The organism is Pseudooceanicola sp. NS-SX9 (genome assembly GCF_057380705.1).
This window is the reverse complement of the sequence record NZ_JBXXRN010000002.1, coordinates 172,405-188,072: the sequence shown is the minus strand read 5'-3', so window position 1 is coordinate 188,072 and position 15,668 is coordinate 172,405. Positions and strand designations below refer to the sequence as shown.

Below are 15,668 nucleotides of genomic sequence, written 5' to 3'. Positions count from 1 at the left end.
ATGCGCCTGACCAGAATTGACGCCCCCGATGGCCTCGCGCTCGACCTGGAGGATGTGAAGCTGCATTGCCGTGTGGACGGCGGGGACGAAGACGCGCTGATCACGGGGCTCATTCTGGCGGCCCAGGACTATCTGGATGGCCCGACCGGGATCCTCGGCCGGGCCATCTTGACCCAGACCTGGCGTCTGGATCTGCCGGTCTGGCCGGATCGGATCCAGCTGCCGGTCGAGCCTGTCACGGCGGTCTCGATCACCTATGTCGATGCCGATGCTGTCGAGCAGACCCTTTCCGAGGATGCTTTCCAGCTGATCGACCAGCCCGGTGCCAAAACGCTGCTGGAGATCCTGGCGAAGCCCACGCTCACGCTTCAGTCGCCCAAGCTTCTGCCTGTTCGGATCACCATGACCGCGGGCTTTGGTGGCGCGGCGGATCTGCCTCCGGGGCTGGTCGTGGCGATGAAGATGCTGGTCGGGCACTGGTATGCGAACCGGGAAGCGGTTGGCGCGCAGGCGGGAATGGCGCCGATCCCGCTGGCGATTGACGCCCTTTTGTCGCGCTATCGGGTGAAACTGTGAGGCCCGCGGGGCGCCTGCGGGACCGCATCGTGATCGAGCGTCAGGCCGAAAGCGATGAGGTGGACGTGCACGGCAATGTGCTCGGCGCCTGGTCGGAGCTGGTCGCAGTCTGGGCCGATGTCCTGGAAACCACCGGCAAGCAGAAGCTGGAGAGCGGCGCGGTCAATGCCAGCCGAACGGCAACGGTCCGCGTGCGGCGCTGGAGCATGACGGCCAGCATCACGTCGGCGGATCGTGTCGTGGCGCGGGGCGAAACCTGGAACATCCGCAGCATCATCCAGCTCGACCGGGAAGGTGCCTGGCTGGAGATGCTTTGTGAAACGGGGGTGGCAACATGAGCGGCAAGGCAGATTTCCAGCGCGCCCGGCAACGCCTGCGGGGGTTGACCGAGGCAGTTACGAAGGAGGCCGAGGCCGCCAACGTGGAAAGCGGCAAGGAAATGGTCCGGATTGCCAAGGTCCTGGTGCCGAAGGGCAAGACCGGTGTCGCGCAGCAGAAGATCCGGGGCATGAAGGTTGCCAACGGGTATCTGGTCGATTTCGGCCCGATCTCGCGCATCTTCGAGGGCGGGACGGCGAAGCGCACGACGAAAAAGGGGCAGAACCGCGGCAAGGGGCCGAAGCGCGCCTTCGTCAGTGCCACGCTGAGGGCCACCAGCAAGGCCCGGAAGGCACGGATGCGGGCTGCCCTGCGGCGTGGTGTGAAGGCGGCGAACCGTGGCTGACCCCTATGACCTTGAGCTGCAGGTCGCCTTGGTCGCGGCCCTGCGCGCTGCAACCGGCGTGTCGGATGCCGTCGGCGGCCGGATCTACGATGAGCCGCCAAAGAGCCCGCGCTATCCCTTTGTCCGTATCGGCAACATCGCGCAGGACCCGTTGCGCACGGATGGCGGGAAGGCGGCGGACGTGGCGTTCTCGGTCGAGGTGCATTCCCGGCCGACGGCCTCGGGGCGGGTCGAGGCCAGCCAGATCGCGGGCCATGTGGTCGAGGCCCTGGATGAACAAGAGGCAGCGGTCGCCCTAGCGAGCCGCCTCATGGTCCAGCTGCTGTGGCTGGGCACCAACGTCGCCCGCGAGGACGACGGCGAAAGCTACCTGGCGATCACGACCTTTCAGGCGCTGATCGACGGCTGAGCCCATCGCGCCCTTGGGCAAGGCGATTTCATCACACTTCAGGAGGCTGTCATGGCCAAGCAAAAGGGCCGGCTGCTGCTGGCCAAGATCGGTGACGGGCAGGAAAGCGAGACCTTCACGACCCTCTGCGGTCTCACGTCCAAGACGATGACGCTGAACAACAACAACGTCGATGTCACCACCACCGACTGCACCACGCCGGGCGGCCAGCTCTGGCGCGAGCTGATGACGGGCGTCCGTTCGATGGCCGTGAGCGGCAACGGCTATTTCGAGGACAGCGCGTCCGAGGCCCGGCTGCTGGCCGTGGCGCATGGCGCCGGGCAGACCGACCTGGCCGATGCCATCGCCAATTTCCAGATCATCGTGCCGGACTTCGGGACCTTCCAGGGCGCCTTCCATGTGGACAGCCTGGAATATGGCGGTGAACAGGAGAACGGCGTGACCTATTCGATCTCGCTGGCCTCCGGCAGTGTCATCACCTTCACCGCGGCCACCTGATGGCCCTGGCGAAACAGGCCCCGCGCGGGGGCATCGTGGCAGAGCTGGATGGACGGACGCACCAGCTTCTGCTGCGCAATGCCGAGATCGAACGGTTCGAGGAACACCATGGCCTCGGGATCTTCGATTTCCTCGACCAGCTGTTGGGCCGGAAGAGCGGCCCGCAGGCGCGCCATGTCCGCGACATCGTGGCCCTGGGCCTGGTGGGGGCAGGCCTGGCAGATCGGGCGGCCGATGCCATCCTGGCTGACCTGCCGCCTTCGGAGAACCATCGACTGCGCCGTGTCGCCTACGACCTGGTGGTCGTGGCCTTCCTTCCCGAGAAGGACCGTCAAAAAAAAAGCGACGGGCAAGGGGATGGATCGCCGGAAGCGACGGCGGCGGAAGCGGAGGCTGGGACCTCCGAGGACGCATCCGAAACCTCGCCGGAGCCGGACTGACGCCGGATGACGTTCGGCGGATGATCCCGCGCGACCTGGTGCTTTGGGTCGAGGGCTGGAACGACATGCATTCGGGCTCTGAGCCGGAGGCGCCGACTGCCGATGAATTTGCCGAGCTTGTGAGGAAATATGGCTGACAGCAGCGAAGACGTGGAAAGCATCGCCATCCTCCTGCGTCTTGAGCAGCAGGAATTCGAGCGCCGTGCCAAGCAATCCGAGCGGTCCCTGCGGACCCTCGAAGCGCGCTATGATCCCCTGATGCGGGCGCAGTCGCGGCTGGAGCGAGAGCAGCGCCAGCTGGATCAGGCCATGGCGGCCGGCAAGATCACCCAGCAGAACTACAACACGATCCTGGCGGCCGCCAAGAAGCAGTACAACGACACTGCGGCCGCCATCAACGGCGCCAATGCCGTCATCGAGCGCCAGCAGAAAAGCATGGGCGGGATGGCGGCCGTCTTCCAGCGGAACAAGGGGGCGGTCCAGCAGCTTGGCTATCAGGTTGGCGACTTTGCCGTGCAGGTCGGCAGCGGGCAGAATGCCATGGTTGCCTTCGCCCAGCAGGGCACGCAGCTGCTGGGTGCCTTCGGGCCGGTCGGTGCCATTCTGGGCGCGGTTCTGGCCATCGGGGCGCCCCTGGCGGCCAGCTTCATGGCGAGCGGCGAAAAGGCCGATACCCTGAAGGAGAGCATCAAGAGCCTGAGCGAGGCGGTCTCGGATTACCGCGCGGCCGTGGAAGGCGTCAGCACGCCCTCGCATGAGCTGGCGGCCAAGTATGGGGACCTTGCCCAGCGGGCATCGGAGTTCCTGGAGGTCACGCGCGAGATTTCCCGCCTTCGCTCTGATGAAGCCATGAAGGCGACGGCCCGCAGCATCGCGGACGGACTGGGCGTGGATGTAACGGGGCTGGATCCGAACCAGATCCGTGATGTCGAGGGCGCGCTGTCTGCGTTGTGGGAGGAACGCCGCAAGTTCAGGATGCCGGCCAGCTACGCCGATGAAGACCAGTTTGAGCAGGCACAGGCCCGCTTTGACGAAATCAACGACCAGATCCAGAAGCTGGAGAAGCTGCAGTCCAGTGGGCTGTTTTCGTCCGGGATGGGAGACTTGGCCGATGCGCTAGGCCTGACACAGCAAGAGGCCGCCGAGGTGGCTGCGCGCTTTGCGGAGATCGGTAACGCGGCGGGCCCCAAGCAGGCGGCCGATGCCATGCTGTCGCTGGTCGACTATATCTCGGACGCCTCCGGCAATCTGAAAGATGCCAACCAGAACGGAAAGGATCTGTACGACCAGCTGATCGACGCAGCCACGAAAGCCCTCGAATTCGCGGGCATCGACATGGCCAGCAATCTGAAGGATGCGGCAGATGAGGCGCGGCGGCTGTCTGACAACCTGCCCGACGCGGCCTCGCGCATTCAGAGGGGGCTGGATGCAGAGGCCTATGGCGGTGCCCAGAGTTCGATGCGGGAAGCGCAGGCAAAGCTGCGGATCGGTGGCGATCTCGGGGACGTTGACCCGGCTTACCAGAGAGCCAAGGATGCAGAGGAACGCGCCAGGAAGGCTGCTGAAAAGGCGGCCAGCCGGTCCGGGCTGCAGAGCCAGAAGAAGGATGCGGCCGAGGCTGCGAAGTGGGTCACCAAGTACAGCACAGAGCTGGAAAAGCTGCAGGCCGATCTGGCTGAGCTGAACAAGCTGAACGACAAGGGGGCCTTTGCCGGGTCCCCGGAGACCTATGCTCGGGCTCTCAAGGATCTCAACACGCAGATCGAGCACGCGAAATTTTCGAAGCTGATCGATGGTTTCGACAGCGTGTCCGATGCCATGGCCCGCGCCATCGTGAATGGCGAGGATCTGGGGGATGCCCTTGCCTCGGTTCTGGGAAACGTGGCGACCCAGATGCTCTCTTCGGGGATTTCCACCCTTTTGAAGACGTCGTTCACGACGCTGATCGCCAGCGCGAATGGAAACGTGTTCTCGGGTGGCCGGGTTCAGCCGTTCGCGCGCGGGGGGGTGGTCAGCAGCCCGACCGTGTTCCCGATGTCGGGTGGCAGTACCGGGCTGATGGGGGAGGCAGGGCCGGAGGCGATCATGCCGCTGGCGCGTGGGCGGGATGGGAAACTTGGGGTCAAGATGAGCGGCGCAAGCTCTGCTGGGGCATCGCAGGGCGTTCATGTGACCTTTGGCGTTGCTTCTGACAACAATGGAAACTTCCTGCCGTTCGTGGATGCCGTCAGCCAGGGGAACGCGGTGTCGGCATCTCGCATGATGGCCAAGCGCAGCGCGCGGTCCTTGGATCTGGCGTCGCGCAGTTATGACGCGCGGGGGACCACGGTATGAGCCGCGCCATCATCGACATCCCGCGGTTCCTGCTGCGGGCGAGCCTGGTTGATTGGGATATCGACTGGCGCGGCCAGTCGGCGGGTGGCGATACCGCGGGGGGTGAACAGGTGGTCTACAACGCCTTTCCCCGCTGGGTGGGGTCGCCGACGATCCTCCTGCCGGGGCCGATGATCGGGGTCTGGCGGGCGATCCGGGCGCAGGCCGAGGGGCGGGTCAATGCCTACCGGGTGCCGATGGTCGATCCGGTCTCGGTCCGGCCGCAGGCGCGGGACTGGCGGGCGGATCTGCAGGCCTGGCAGCGCGGGATCTACCGGCCGCACCGGCCGGTGGTCACCTGCACCGCGGCCGTGGCCGCGGGCGCCACCTCGATCACCGTGAACGAGGCGGTGGCGGGCCAGCCGGTGCGGGTGGGCGCGTTCCTGAGTTACGACGACTGGCCCTTCGTGGTGACGGGGCGCGCGGGCGCGGGGGCGGCGGTGACGCTGCAGGTCAAGATGCTGCGCACCGCCATCCCGGCGGGCGCGGCTATCGATCTGGCGGCCTCGGGGGTGTTCCTCGGGACCTCCGACACGATGGGCAACCCCGCCTACGACACCAGCGGCGTGGCCTCAGTGGATCTCGACTTCAGGGAATGGATTGGGAGGTGAAAAGGCATGTTTCTCGTGATTACCATCGGCTTCGGCGGCTTGCTCAATATCTCTGCAATGACCTGGCTCTTTGTTGTTCAGCGTCGATTGAGAAAAGAACTCCGTGAAGAGGTGGAGGCGCGCCGGAAGGCGGGGCGGGACACGCATGAGGAACTCCTCAGTCTCAGCGGGCGCATCAGTAAAGTATGGATGTTGTCCATGGGCCTCGACCCCGAAGAGGTCGAGGCAGACCAAGGGCTGACGCTGCACTAGATCAACGGCGCCGATCATCCTCGTCGATGATCCGCCGAATGCTCTGTGGAGATGTGCGTTCTTTCGAAGACTTCAGGGCCATTTGGATTGCCATTTCCATGCCTTCCAGGCGGCGCTTTAGCTTATCCACTTCCTTCTCCAGGCTCTCAATTCTCTCTTTCTCGTTCATATCGAATCCCTTTCATCAAATGGTTGTGGTGACCTGATGGTGGGGTGCGGGTCTGGCGACTGTCCAGAGCCTTGGGGGCGGCCATGCGTGGCCGCCCCTTTCCATTCCAATATCAGGGGCCGTCATGAGCTTCTTTCCGGCGGGGTTCGACCCCCGGGCGCCGGCGGCACGGGTGCTGCGGCTGGCCAATCTCAGCACGCCCGATGGCGACTTCGGCTTCATCGTCGGGACCGAGGGGCGGTTTACCGACGTGACCGGCAAGGCGTGGGTCGGCTCCACGCTGATCACGGCGGGCGATACCGAGATGTCGCTGAACGGCACCGCACCCAGCGGGTCGGTCACGCTGTCCTTCCTGCAGGACCCGGATGCGCCGGATCTGGTGGCGCAGGTCCGTGCCCTTGGCCCCGATTACGTGGCGGGGCGCGCGATTACCTTCTGGATCCAGCCCTTCGCGACTCTGGAAGAGATGTACGCGCCGGTCTTCGCCCCCTGCCTCTATGCGACGCGGGTAATGCGCAAGATCAGCATCACCGCCTCGGGCGCCCAGGACCGCGCGATCAGCCTGAGCTTCGAAGGGCCCTTCGAGTTCCGCAAGGGCGCCCGGCGCAGGATCTACAACACCACCGACCACGGCCAGCTGTTGGGCGCGGCCAACCCGAGCCTGACCTACATCCCGACCAACAACCGCTGGCCCGAGAAAATCTTTGGATGACATGACACCTCTCTATTCCTTCCTGCACCAGCAATTGTTGGTCCCATTCGTTTGGGGTGGGTTCGACGGCGGATCGGATTGTATGCTGATGCTGGCCGATTGGTTCACCAATCAGCATGGGTTTGACCCGGCGCATGATCTGCGTTTGACCTATGATGATGCGCGCAGTTGTCAGAGGTACACGGGCTTCATCAGTGACCCCGTGGGTCTTGTCGCCCGGATTGCAGAGAGCCGGGGCGGCTTGCGGCGCACGGATCATCCCGTGAAGGGCGATGTGGCTGTCATCCGCATTTTGGAGGGGCGCCGGTCTGTCACGGTCGGTGGCATCTGCCTGGGCAAAGCCTGGGCCATGAAGACCGAAGGCAATCGCGGCAGGGGCGTCCACACCCGTGATGCGGCGCTGGTCGAGGTTATCGCAGCATGGGGTATGAACTATGTCGATCCGTAAGGGGCTGATCCTGGCGCTGCTGCTTGGGACGACTGCGATCCCGGCCCCGGCGCACGCCGATCCGGTGACAGGCTTCGTGGCCCTGGCCTATGCGGCGTCCAGCGCGGCGACGCTCTATGCCGGGTACATTGGCAGCGCGGCGCTGGCGACGGCGGCCATCGCCACGACGAACTTCCTGGGCCAGGCGCTGCTGGCGCAGGGGCTGGCCTATGTGGCGGGCAAGCTGACCTCGAAGACCAGCAACCCCTATGCCAGCACCTTGCAGAACTATGCCCAGCCGATCAGCTACATGCAGCGCGGCTACGGCACGGTGCGCGCGGGCGGGGTATTCGGCTACACCGGGTTCATGGACAACCGGCGGCATTACACCATCCTGGTGGCGGCACATTCGACGGCGGGGCCGGTCACGCAGTATCTCTCGGATCGCGAGGTCGAGATCGACGCGGAGGGCAATGTCACCTCCGACGCCATGGCGGGCTATGGCAATATCCGCCCCTTTACGGGGCAGGCCGGGCAGGCGGCCGATGCGGTGCTGATGGCAGCCTTCCCGGAGATCACCGCAGACTTCGACTTTGCGCAGCTTTCCGGCGCGCATCTCTGGGCGAAGCGGGTGAAGGTCTCGGACCTGGCGACCGTCTATCCGGATGGCGACATCTGGGCCTATGCGCCGGTCTGGAAGATGAACGACCAGATCCTCGATCCGCGCGACGGCACGGCCAAATGGACCGACAATGCCGCGCTCTGCTTCGCCCATGAGATCGTCCACTACCTGAGTGCCGGGGTGGACTGGGACGAGGTGGCGGCAGAGGCCGAGGCCTGCGACGTCCTGGTGACCAACGCCGAAGGCACCACGCAGCGCAAATGGACCTTCAACCGCAGCTATACCGACGATGCCGCCTGGGACGACATCTGCGCGGAATTCATCGCGGCGGCGGATTGCTTTGTCTACGAGCGGCCTGATGGCAAGGTGGGCTTCAAGGTTGGGCGCTGGATCGACCCGGAGGTGACGCTGGAAGCGGATGACTTCATTAGTCTTTCGCTGGATATGGGCGAGGATCTGGGCGCCAACAGCCAGTATACGGTCAAGTATGTCGAGCCGCTGAACCGCTACCAGGAAACGCCCTCGGGCGTCTGGGTGCAGGATGACACCGTCAAGCGCGTGGCCTCCGAACTGCAGGTCTACCCGATCAACTCACACAACCAGGCCAGCCGCATCAACAAGCGCCGGGCTCTGGTTGAGCATGCGGAGTGGTCTCTGAGCGGGACGATCAAGCTGATCGGGTTCGAGCTGATCGGCCAGCGATTCTTCCGCATGGTGCATCCCGAGTTCGGGCTCGATGCCATGTTCGAGATCGGCAAGCTGCAGGTCAATGAGGACGGGATGACCTTCGACATCGAGGCCCGCTCTGTCACGGAAGAAGACTTTGCCTTCGATGCCGCCAACGAGGAACCGGAGCGGCCCGCCTATGATCAGGTCCAGAGCGACGACAGCGTGGCGGATCAGACCGGCTTCGCGGGCGCGGTGCTGTCGACCTCGAACGGGGCGGCGGCGATCACCTGGAGCTGGGACGCGGCCGACGGCAGCCTGCACCAGCAGGTGCGGATCATGTCCTCGGACGCGGGCGTGGACTGGCAGGTCTATACCTTCACCGAAGGCCAGACGAGCTGGGTGGCGACGGGGCTGGTCGATGGCGCGCAGTACCAGGCGCAGGTGCGCAACCAGACCGGGGCGGGCCGCGTCGGGGACTGGTTCCCCGAGGTGCCGGTCGTAGTGACGGCGGTAGCCTACACGACCGCGCCCGGGGCGCTGTCGGGCTTCGATGCGGTCGCGGACGGGTCTGACGTGGCGCTGTCCTGGAGCGCGCCGAACGACGCCAATTACTTCGCCACCCGGATCTGGCGCGCGAGCTATGACGCGGCGCCTTCCGGCGGGGCGGACTTCGCGGACGCCTCGGCCATCCACGTGGAATACGGCACGGCCAGCGTGGCCGATGCCTACACCGATCCCGGCCCCGGCGCCGGGGCGCATTACTACTGGGCCGAGGCGATCAACGCCTCTGGCGTGGCGGGCACCCGGGCGGGCCCGGTCGAAGTCATCATCTCGTAATCGGAGGCCGTTCATGGCTGTTTTGCAAACCCAGATCACGGGCCCCGTTGTGCTGCCCGATGGCAGCGCGGCGACCACCGGGCAGGTGGTCTTCACCCTGCGCTCCTGGGACAAGCAGGACGGGGCGCTGATCGTCCATGGGCCGGTGGTGGCCGAGATCGCCGACGGTATCATTGATGCTACGCTGTTTCGCACCGCCGCCGGAGAGATCGGCACGCCCTATGATGTGTCCTATGTCTGGTGGGATGCCAATGGGGAGGTCCACGGCCTGCCGATCGGACCGATCGCGATCACCGGGGCCGGGCCCTATGCCTTGGCGGACCTGTTGCCGGCCTCTTACACCCCTTCGACCCAGCCCGACGCGCTGGCTCAGGCCATCGCCGCCGCCACCTCTGCCACCACCGATGCGGCGGCGGCCGATGCGGCGCGCAGCCAGGCTGCCCTGGCCGCCGCCCAGGCGGCGCTTTACGAGGGGCACTGGGTCGATGACGTGGATGCGCTGCGGGCGGACACGGCCCTGACCTTTGCGGCGGGCGACGGCCAGGTGGTCGAGGGCAAGATCGTCCGCACCCGGACGAACGAAGTGCCCTTCCGCGTGGCGGCCCAGGGCACCGCGCTCTTTGATGAGGTCAGCAATCCGACCGGCTATCATGTGCAATCCGCGGGCGCGGTGCCGTTCTACGTCAACCTCAACAAGTACGAGCTGAAGGCCGAAGGCTTCGGCATGCGCTTCACCGGCGATGCCGCCGATGCCGAGCAGAACTCGGCCGCGCTGGCTCTGGCCACCGGCTGGTTGCAGACCGAGGGGCAGGGCGGGCGCATCCTGCTGGCCTCCGAAGGGCATTGTCTGCTGAAGACGCCACCGCGCTTTGCCGACAATATCGAGATCGACCTGGGCGGCGGTATCCTCGACAGCGCAGAGACCGATGACACCAGTTTCCTGCAGTCGCGCCTGCTGCGCGTCGGCTCCATGCACCCGATCGATCTGGCCAAGTTGAGCTGGCATCCGGTTGCGGCGGTGACCAACGGATCGCAGGGCCTGACGCTGCAGACCTCGGCCAATGCTGCCTACTACCAGGCGGGCGACATGATCCTGCTGGTCTCGGCCAGCCCGGAGATGACGACGGTCAGCACGTCGGTGGCAAGCTGGGGACAATGGGCGCGGATCACCGCAGTATCGGGATCCACGATCACCCTGGAAAAGCCGGTCACCACGCCGCTGGATGCCGGGTCCGGCACCATCGGCACCGATTGCGCCGGCGCCTGGATCGCCAATGTCGCCTATCGCACCCGGCTGCTGAAGGCGGCAGAGGCGGGCATCTATGACGGCGGGTATCCGCATATCGTCGTGCGCCCGCGACTCTGCAACGGCACGCTGCGCAACCAGGTGAACGCGGTCCTTCAGCGCACCGGCATGTACTGCCCGGACTTCGAACGGCTGGTCATCGACCCGGGTCGGGCGGCGGCGGGCTATGGCTTTGCCTATCTGAACGCGGTGTCCTACGGGCGCTTCCACAATATCGAGACGGGCTTCGAGGCGCGCGCCGCAGAGGTGAAGATGATGTCGCATGACACGGTCTTCACCGATTACCGCGCCTTCAAGCGCAACCTGGGCAGCACCGTCGAGGATGTGGTGATCGCCTTCGGGGAAAGCAGCCGCGAGATCGTGTTCCGGGGTCTCTATGTCGATGCCGGTGTGACCAACAGCGGCGACGCGCTGAGCACCAACATGGTGAACTTCTCCGGCGCCACTGACTGCGGGATCGAGGATGCCGTGATCCACGGGCATACGACCTATGCCTCGTTGATCGACAGCAATGATGACGGGATCGACGGTACGAACGACCGGAACTTCGTGCGCCGCAGCGTGCTGCACAATGACAGCACTGTGCACGTCGATCTGCGCGACAAGGGCACGCGGATCGAGGATGTGCGCTTTGTCGGGCAGGCCAGTCTCTACAATCTGCGCTTGAACGGGGATGCGCTGCAGACGCGGCTGAGCCGGGTCACCTTCGACAAGGAAATGCCCGCCCAGATCCTGGCCGGGACGGACAGCACGCGGGTGCGCAATGTCCTGTCGGAGGTGGTGGGGATCAGCAGCCTGACATTCCAGACCTCGGCCCAGGGGCGGATCGTCACGCGGGGCAATCGCAACGCGGCGACGGATGCGATCCTGGCCGCCGGTGCCACGCGGGATGACTTCAGCCTGTCGTCGATCTCCAGCACCACCGAGGTGCTGATCGGCAATCCCCTGGTGCTGCCCGCCGGGACGCCGGCGACGGGCGATCTGTTCACCTGGCGAGCGCCAATCGAGTTCTCGGGCGCGGCAGGCACGCGGTATCTGTCCGCGCGGGCGGCGGTGGACATCAACAACAACGCGACCGCGCTGGATGCCTCGGACGATACCAACGTGCTGTTCTCGGTCACGCTGCCGGCGACCTGCGTGGAAGCGGTGATTGATCTGCAGGTGGCGATCATCGCGGCGACGCAGATGGTCGGGTTCTGCAAGATCTTCGACGTGAACAACAACAAGACCTACGGCCATGTCATCCGCCACACGGCGGCGGACTTTGCGACCTACCCGCTGCGCATCGAGCTGTCCGGCTACGTCACCTCGGGCGATCTGATCGTGCCGCGCGGCATCATGCGCGATCTCACTTTCCGAGAGGGGTTCAACCCATGACCACCACGGCGGCTGAGCTGATCAGCCTGATCGACACGACGATTGCCACGGCAGAGGCGGCGGGAACCAGCGTCGATGACGCGCTGGCGGCGCTGGATCTGTCCACCACGGCACAGATCTGGGACGAGGAAATCCCCCAGGCCGATCCGACGCTCACCCGGCGACTGGTCTGGATGAGCGCCTTCGGCATCAAGGCGGGCGCCTGGAGCGGTGACGCCGCGCTGCTGGCGGCCTGGTCCAGCCCCGGGCCTGCGGTGGTGCTGGCCGAGGCCATCCGCATCTGGCGCGCCAATGCCGCCGCACGCGAAGGGGTGTGACGTGACCGATCCAACGAAGGACCCCGCCGTGATGGGCGGGATCTATGAAATCTGGCGCGCCTGGCGGGGCACCTTGCCCGATCAGTTCTTCGGGCTGCTGCTCTCTGGCGTGGGCGGGGCCTATGTCCGGGCGGTGTTTGTCCCGGAGGTCAGCCTGCTGCGCCGCGTGCTGGAGGGGGTGGCGGGGGTGTTCTCGGCCATGACCCTGGGCTGGCTGCTGGGGGGCATCATCGATGGCATGTTCGGTGTCGGCATGTCGGCCTATTGCGCCAGCGCGTTCCTGATGGGCGAGGGCGGCATCGCCGCCGTGCGGGGTCTGCGCCGCGCCCTGCTGAAACGGGTGGAGGGCTGACATGCTGCTGATCTGCAACCACTTAACTTCGGCCCTGGTGGTCATCGCCTGCTGGTGGCTGGCGCATCAGAACGCCCGGGCGCGGCCGCCGGGGCGGTGGATCTCGGCCGGTTACGCGGGGCTGGGGTTCAGCGTGCTGCTGACCGCCATCGTCCGCCAGCTGGGCGTGCCTCCCGAGGCGCTCTTCATCCTGTCGAAAGCGATCCTGGCGGTTACGCTGATCCTGGTTATCCTGCGCCGCACAAGGCGCGGGATGCCCTGAGGGGTGGGGCTGACACAGTGCTGAAGAGAGTAGGTGAACGACCTCAGCAAGCTCATGTGGATGGAAGGTCAGCCCCGCGTTCAGGAAAGCCGTTCACAGCCTGGCCGTCAATGCCGAACCCAAGGGGGGCGGATCGGTCCGGTGCGCCCTGCCATTGGGGTGGGGGGTGAGGCTGGCGCAACTCGTTACGACGGATAACAAGTCGGTAGGGGTGCCTTGGTAGAGGGAAACCGCCAGCCTCTCCTATATTAAATATCTAAAATGCACCTTTATGCAACCTAAAGTGGCGTCCCGGGGCTGAGGGTTTGGCCCCGGATCGGCGGATCTGGCCCCGCGGCACGCCCGCGCCGCCCTCGCCCCCCTCCTGAAACATCCCGACACCGACCTGCCGGCGAGAGCGCCGACAGGTCATCCTCGCCCCGCTTCGGCGGGGTTTTTGCATTGGAGAAACCCATGCCCGACATGACCCTTGGCCTGACGGCCGAGATCCGCGCAGCCGCCGAGGCCTACGGCTGCACGCCCGCGCAGACCGCCTACATCCTGGCCACCGCCGCCTGGGAGACGGCTGCCAGCCTCGAACCCGTGCGTGAAGCCTTTTATCTGGGCGACAAGGCCGAGGCCTACCGCCAGGGCCTGCGCTATGCGCCCTGGTACGGCCGGGGCCTGGTGCAGCTGACCTGGCAGCAGAACTACCTGTTGGCGGGCCAGAAGCTGGGCCTGGACTTCATCACCGACCCCGACGCGGTGCTGGCGCCCGAGGCCGCGGTGCAGATCCTGGTGCGGGGCGCGATGGAAGGCTGGTTCACCGGCAAGAAGCTGACGGATTACGTCTCGGCCATGCGCTGCGACTTCCCGGGCGCACGGGCGGTCATCAACGACACCGACCGCGCCGCCGACATCGCGGCCCTGGCCACCGAATACCTGGCCGCCCTGCAACCCGACACCCGCCGCACCCTGCGCCGCGGTGCCTCGGGCGCGCCGGTGCCGGAGCTGCAGTCCCTTCTGGCCGCCCAGGGCTTCGATCCCGGCCCGGCCGACGGCCGCTTCGGCCTGCGCACGGAAACCGCGGTGACGGCCTTCCAGACCGCCCACCGCCTGCAGCCCGACGGCATCGCCGGCCCCGCCACCTGGGGCGTCCTGCTGGCCGCCTGACCCTTTCCTCAAATCTCCGGAGATACCGACATGAGCGCCATCGCTCTCAATCTCGCCCAGCCGCTGATCCTGTCGCTGCTGGGCGCCGTCATGACCGCGCTGCTGGCTTACCTCGCCAAGCAGGCCAAGGCCTACCTGGGCATCACCCTGCAGGCCAAGGCCCAGGCCGACCTGCATTCCGCCATCCTGAGCGGGGTGAAGGCCGCCCTGGTCGACTACGCCAAGGATGGCAAGATCGACAATCCCTCGGCGATCTACGGCCCCGTGCTGGCCTATGTGAAGGAAAGCGTGCCCGACGCGCTGGCGACCCTGCAGCCCAGCGATGGCCTGCTGCAGCAGCTGATCCGATCGAAGCTGACGGAGGTGCTGGGCACCGCCTCGGCCTGATCCCGGGAGGGGGCGTCCGCGCCCCTTCACCCCCGCTCCGGGCGGGGGCAGCGGTGCGTAGATGCTGCTGGTAGACTCGAATGCACGCTCGCAAAATCGCTTCGGTTGAAAAACATTTCGCCTCTATTTAGGTCTTGAAGCAAAACATGAGATGAAGACATCATCTGAAAGATGGAAGTGGTAAATATTATTCCAAAGATGGGGCGTGGTTGGCAGGTCGGTTGACTCTATAGGTCATTCATGTGAAACCTAATGCTTGAATGGGGATGGCTTTCTTATATTGGGTGATGATTTGAGCGGTATCGGTCGTCGGATAAAGAAGGCTCTAGTTGATGCACAGAGTGGTGACTACGAATCTTCTGCTGTGTCCATCTTTCAGGCGGTCGATGCGACTGGACGGAAACGCTATCCAAACAAAGGGAATAGCGCACGTTTCAAAGCCATTATTTCAGACCAAGAGGATATCATCTCAGCGGTTGCGCTTGGGTCTGTTTTTTCTGGCTGTACCTATAACGGAATTTCCGTACCCGAAGCGATTTGGAAATTTGCGCGCAATCCATTGATGCATGAGGCGGAGCTTGATCCCAGAATTCGCTTTGATAGCGTTGCATTGTTATTGGGTAGAGTGTGGCACTTCCCCCCATCGTATTTGATCGGAATTTCTTTGGGCATGATTAGTGCTAAGGAAAATTTTGGAGAGGTTGAGGTGATTACTGGAGAAATAACTTTTTGGGGCAAGAGATTTCCAGTGCAGGACCTTTGGGGGGCAGAGGATATGTTGAGGGCATTGCTTCCTTGATTTTGGTGGGGCGAGCTCGCTTGTCGGTCCAAGTTGTGGTCCGGCCCAGATGTCTGGTTGTGAGGCGGGCCGTCGCGTTTCGGTACGTGCGAGTGCGCCCGACTTTCTGACGATGCTGCATCTCTTCAGTGAGTTCCTGCGCACTCATACATTCTAAGTTTTCGGAGGAATTAGGAAATTCGTGGATCTGTAGTTGTCGGAGCACCACGGCTCTGCGATTCGATGGCTTTGATGAGTTTCCCAAGAAAATCAGGGGGGACTGGAGAGGGCCTAGAATTTACCCATGCTGACCCAGTCCACTGCGAGGGCGGCGAAGCGGATCACCTACACAAAAAGATGATGTCGTCGCTCGCATTTTTTACGCAGAAATTATCGTACTAAATTGTAAATGTTGGAA

At 64.7% G+C, this 15,668-nt stretch carries 20 protein-coding genes; 19 read left to right on the top strand and 1 reads right to left on the bottom strand.

Going from position 1 to position 15,668, the window contains the following annotated elements:
- From AC2ITM_RS17830 to AC2ITM_RS17790, 9 genes are all read left to right on the top strand, one after another.
- Entirely contained in the window at positions 1 to 576 is a 576-nt protein-coding gene (locus tag AC2ITM_RS17830; RefSeq protein WP_486469482.1) for a head-tail connector protein, read from the top strand.
- A gap of 29 nt (positions 577 to 605) precedes the next feature.
- Complete coding sequence (locus AC2ITM_RS17825; RefSeq protein ID WP_486469481.1) at positions 606 to 914, top strand: head-tail adaptor protein; 309 nt, start codon at positions 606 to 608, stop codon at positions 912 to 914.
- On the top strand, positions 911 to 1,300 hold the full coding sequence (locus AC2ITM_RS17820) for a hypothetical protein (RefSeq protein WP_486469480.1): 390 nt from the start codon (positions 911 to 913) through the stop codon (positions 1,298 to 1,300). The genes AC2ITM_RS17825 and AC2ITM_RS17820 overlap by 4 nt, the downstream gene beginning before the upstream one ends.
- Entirely contained in the window at positions 1,293 to 1,709 is a 417-nt protein-coding gene (locus AC2ITM_RS17815) for a DUF3168 domain-containing protein (protein ID WP_486469479.1), read from the top strand. Before AC2ITM_RS17820 ends, AC2ITM_RS17815 begins: the two co-directional genes overlap by 8 nt.
- 51 nt (positions 1,710 to 1,760) lie before the next feature.
- Complete coding sequence (locus AC2ITM_RS17810; protein ID WP_486469478.1) at positions 1,761 to 2,207, top strand: phage major tail protein, TP901-1 family; 447 nt, start codon at positions 1,761 to 1,763, stop codon at positions 2,205 to 2,207.
- On the top strand, positions 2,207 to 2,647 hold the full coding sequence (locus AC2ITM_RS17805) for a GTA-gp10 family protein (protein ID WP_486469477.1): 441 nt from the start codon (positions 2,207 to 2,209) through the stop codon (positions 2,645 to 2,647). The genes AC2ITM_RS17810 and AC2ITM_RS17805 overlap by 1 nt, the downstream gene beginning before the upstream one ends.
- A 129-nt stretch (positions 2,648 to 2,776) precedes the next feature.
- Entirely contained in the window at positions 2,777 to 4,981 is a 2,205-nt protein-coding gene (locus AC2ITM_RS17800; RefSeq protein ID WP_486469476.1) for a hypothetical protein, read from the top strand.
- Entirely contained in the window at positions 4,978 to 5,631 is a 654-nt protein-coding gene (locus tag AC2ITM_RS17795) for a hypothetical protein (RefSeq protein WP_486469475.1), read from the top strand. The genes AC2ITM_RS17800 and AC2ITM_RS17795 overlap by 4 nt, the downstream gene beginning before the upstream one ends.
- Positions 5,632 to 5,637: 6 nt before the next feature.
- Positions 5,638 to 5,883, top strand: a complete 246-nt coding sequence (locus tag AC2ITM_RS17790; RefSeq protein ID WP_486469474.1) for a hypothetical protein — start codon at positions 5,638 to 5,640, stop codon at positions 5,881 to 5,883.
- 1 nt (position 5,884) lies between these two features.
- Here the strand turns inward: AC2ITM_RS17790 and AC2ITM_RS17785 are convergent, their stop codons facing one another.
- Positions 5,885 to 6,052 (bottom strand): hypothetical protein, encoded by a 168-nt coding sequence (locus AC2ITM_RS17785; RefSeq protein WP_486469473.1) that lies wholly within the window; start codon positions 6,050 to 6,052, stop codon positions 5,885 to 5,887.
- A 124-nt stretch (positions 6,053 to 6,176) separates the two neighbouring features.
- On the opposite strand from AC2ITM_RS17785, the gene AC2ITM_RS17780 reads away from it, so the two are divergent.
- The 10 genes from AC2ITM_RS17780 (at position 6,177) to AC2ITM_RS17735 (ending at position 15,271) form a co-directional block, all read left to right on the top strand.
- The gene (locus AC2ITM_RS17780) at positions 6,177 to 6,764 is read left to right on the top strand and encodes a hypothetical protein (RefSeq protein ID WP_486469472.1); all 588 of its coding nucleotides are present in this window, start codon (positions 6,177 to 6,179) and stop codon (positions 6,762 to 6,764) included.
- A 1-nt stretch (position 6,765) separates the two neighbouring features.
- Positions 6,766 to 7,212 carry a DUF6950 family protein gene (locus tag AC2ITM_RS17775; RefSeq protein ID WP_486469471.1) on the top strand — a complete coding sequence of 149 codons (447 nt, stop codon included), beginning with the start codon at positions 6,766 to 6,768 and terminating at the stop codon, positions 7,210 to 7,212.
- Entirely contained in the window at positions 7,199 to 9,319 is a 2,121-nt protein-coding gene (locus tag AC2ITM_RS17770; protein ID WP_486469470.1) for a phage tail protein, read from the top strand. Before AC2ITM_RS17775 ends, AC2ITM_RS17770 begins: the two co-directional genes overlap by 14 nt.
- 13 nt (positions 9,320 to 9,332) lie before the next feature.
- Positions 9,333 to 12,002 carry a hypothetical protein gene (locus AC2ITM_RS17765; RefSeq protein ID WP_486469469.1) on the top strand — a complete coding sequence of 890 codons (2,670 nt, stop codon included), beginning with the start codon at positions 9,333 to 9,335 and terminating at the stop codon, positions 12,000 to 12,002.
- Positions 11,999 to 12,319, top strand: coding sequence for a hypothetical protein (locus AC2ITM_RS17760; protein WP_486469468.1), 321 nt, complete (start codon positions 11,999 to 12,001; stop codon positions 12,317 to 12,319). Before AC2ITM_RS17765 ends, AC2ITM_RS17760 begins: the two co-directional genes overlap by 4 nt.
- Position 12,320: 1 nt before the next feature.
- Positions 12,321 to 12,671 carry a hypothetical protein gene (locus AC2ITM_RS17755; protein WP_486469467.1) on the top strand — a complete coding sequence of 117 codons (351 nt, stop codon included), beginning with the start codon at positions 12,321 to 12,323 and terminating at the stop codon, positions 12,669 to 12,671.
- A gap of 1 nt (position 12,672) precedes the next feature.
- The gene (locus tag AC2ITM_RS17750; protein ID WP_486469466.1) at positions 12,673 to 12,933 is read left to right on the top strand and encodes a hypothetical protein; all 261 of its coding nucleotides are present in this window, start codon (positions 12,673 to 12,675) and stop codon (positions 12,931 to 12,933) included.
- A 453-nt stretch (positions 12,934 to 13,386) separates the two neighbouring features.
- On the top strand, positions 13,387 to 14,085 hold the full coding sequence (locus tag AC2ITM_RS17745) for a peptidoglycan-binding protein (RefSeq protein ID WP_486469465.1): 699 nt from the start codon (positions 13,387 to 13,389) through the stop codon (positions 14,083 to 14,085).
- Between the two features lie 30 nt (positions 14,086 to 14,115).
- Complete coding sequence (locus tag AC2ITM_RS17740) at positions 14,116 to 14,472, top strand: hypothetical protein (RefSeq protein ID WP_486469464.1); 357 nt, start codon at positions 14,116 to 14,118, stop codon at positions 14,470 to 14,472.
- 280 nt (positions 14,473 to 14,752) lie between these two features.
- Positions 14,753 to 15,271 (top strand): hypothetical protein, encoded by a 519-nt coding sequence (locus AC2ITM_RS17735; RefSeq protein WP_486469463.1) that lies wholly within the window; start codon positions 14,753 to 14,755, stop codon positions 15,269 to 15,271.
- The last annotated feature ends 397 nt before the right edge of the window (positions 15,272 to 15,668 follow it).

What these genes read in the sequence shown, in the direction of transcription:
- AC2ITM_RS17800 (WP_486469476.1), top strand. Translation starts at nt 2,777, where the DNA reads ATGGCTGACAGCAGCGAAGACGTGGAAAGCATCGCCATCCTCCTGCGT.
- AC2ITM_RS17780 (WP_486469472.1), top strand. Translation starts at nt 6,177, where the DNA reads ATGAGCTTCTTTCCGGCGGGGTTCGACCCCCGGGCGCCGGCGGCACGG.
- AC2ITM_RS17830 (WP_486469482.1), top strand. Translation starts at nt 1, where the DNA reads ATGCGCCTGACCAGAATTGACGCCCCCGATGGCCTCGCGCTCGACCTG.
- AC2ITM_RS17790 (WP_486469474.1), top strand. Translation starts at nt 5,638, where the DNA reads ATGTTTCTCGTGATTACCATCGGCTTCGGCGGCTTGCTCAATATCTCT.
- AC2ITM_RS17775 (WP_486469471.1), top strand. Translation starts at nt 6,766, where the DNA reads ATGACACCTCTCTATTCCTTCCTGCACCAGCAATTGTTGGTCCCATTC.
- AC2ITM_RS17745 (WP_486469465.1), top strand. Translation starts at nt 13,387, where the DNA reads ATGCCCGACATGACCCTTGGCCTGACGGCCGAGATCCGCGCAGCCGCC.
- AC2ITM_RS17810 (WP_486469478.1), top strand. Translation starts at nt 1,761, where the DNA reads ATGGCCAAGCAAAAGGGCCGGCTGCTGCTGGCCAAGATCGGTGACGGG.
- AC2ITM_RS17820 (WP_486469480.1), top strand. Translation starts at nt 911, where the DNA reads ATGAGCGGCAAGGCAGATTTCCAGCGCGCCCGGCAACGCCTGCGGGGG.
- AC2ITM_RS17750 (WP_486469466.1), top strand. Translation starts at nt 12,673, where the DNA reads ATGCTGCTGATCTGCAACCACTTAACTTCGGCCCTGGTGGTCATCGCC.
- AC2ITM_RS17770 (WP_486469470.1), top strand. Translation starts at nt 7,199, where the DNA reads ATGTCGATCCGTAAGGGGCTGATCCTGGCGCTGCTGCTTGGGACGACT.
- AC2ITM_RS17805 (WP_486469477.1), top strand. Translation starts at nt 2,207, where the DNA reads ATGGCCCTGGCGAAACAGGCCCCGCGCGGGGGCATCGTGGCAGAGCTG.
- AC2ITM_RS17740 (WP_486469464.1), top strand. Translation starts at nt 14,116, where the DNA reads ATGAGCGCCATCGCTCTCAATCTCGCCCAGCCGCTGATCCTGTCGCTG.
- AC2ITM_RS17795 (WP_486469475.1), top strand. Translation starts at nt 4,978, where the DNA reads ATGAGCCGCGCCATCATCGACATCCCGCGGTTCCTGCTGCGGGCGAGC.
- AC2ITM_RS17760 (WP_486469468.1), top strand. Translation starts at nt 11,999, where the DNA reads ATGACCACCACGGCGGCTGAGCTGATCAGCCTGATCGACACGACGATT.
- AC2ITM_RS17785 (WP_486469473.1), bottom strand. Translation starts at nt 6,052, where the DNA reads ATGAACGAGAAAGAGAGAATTGAGAGCCTGGAGAAGGAAGTGGATAAG.
- AC2ITM_RS17765 (WP_486469469.1), top strand. Translation starts at nt 9,333, where the DNA reads ATGGCTGTTTTGCAAACCCAGATCACGGGCCCCGTTGTGCTGCCCGAT.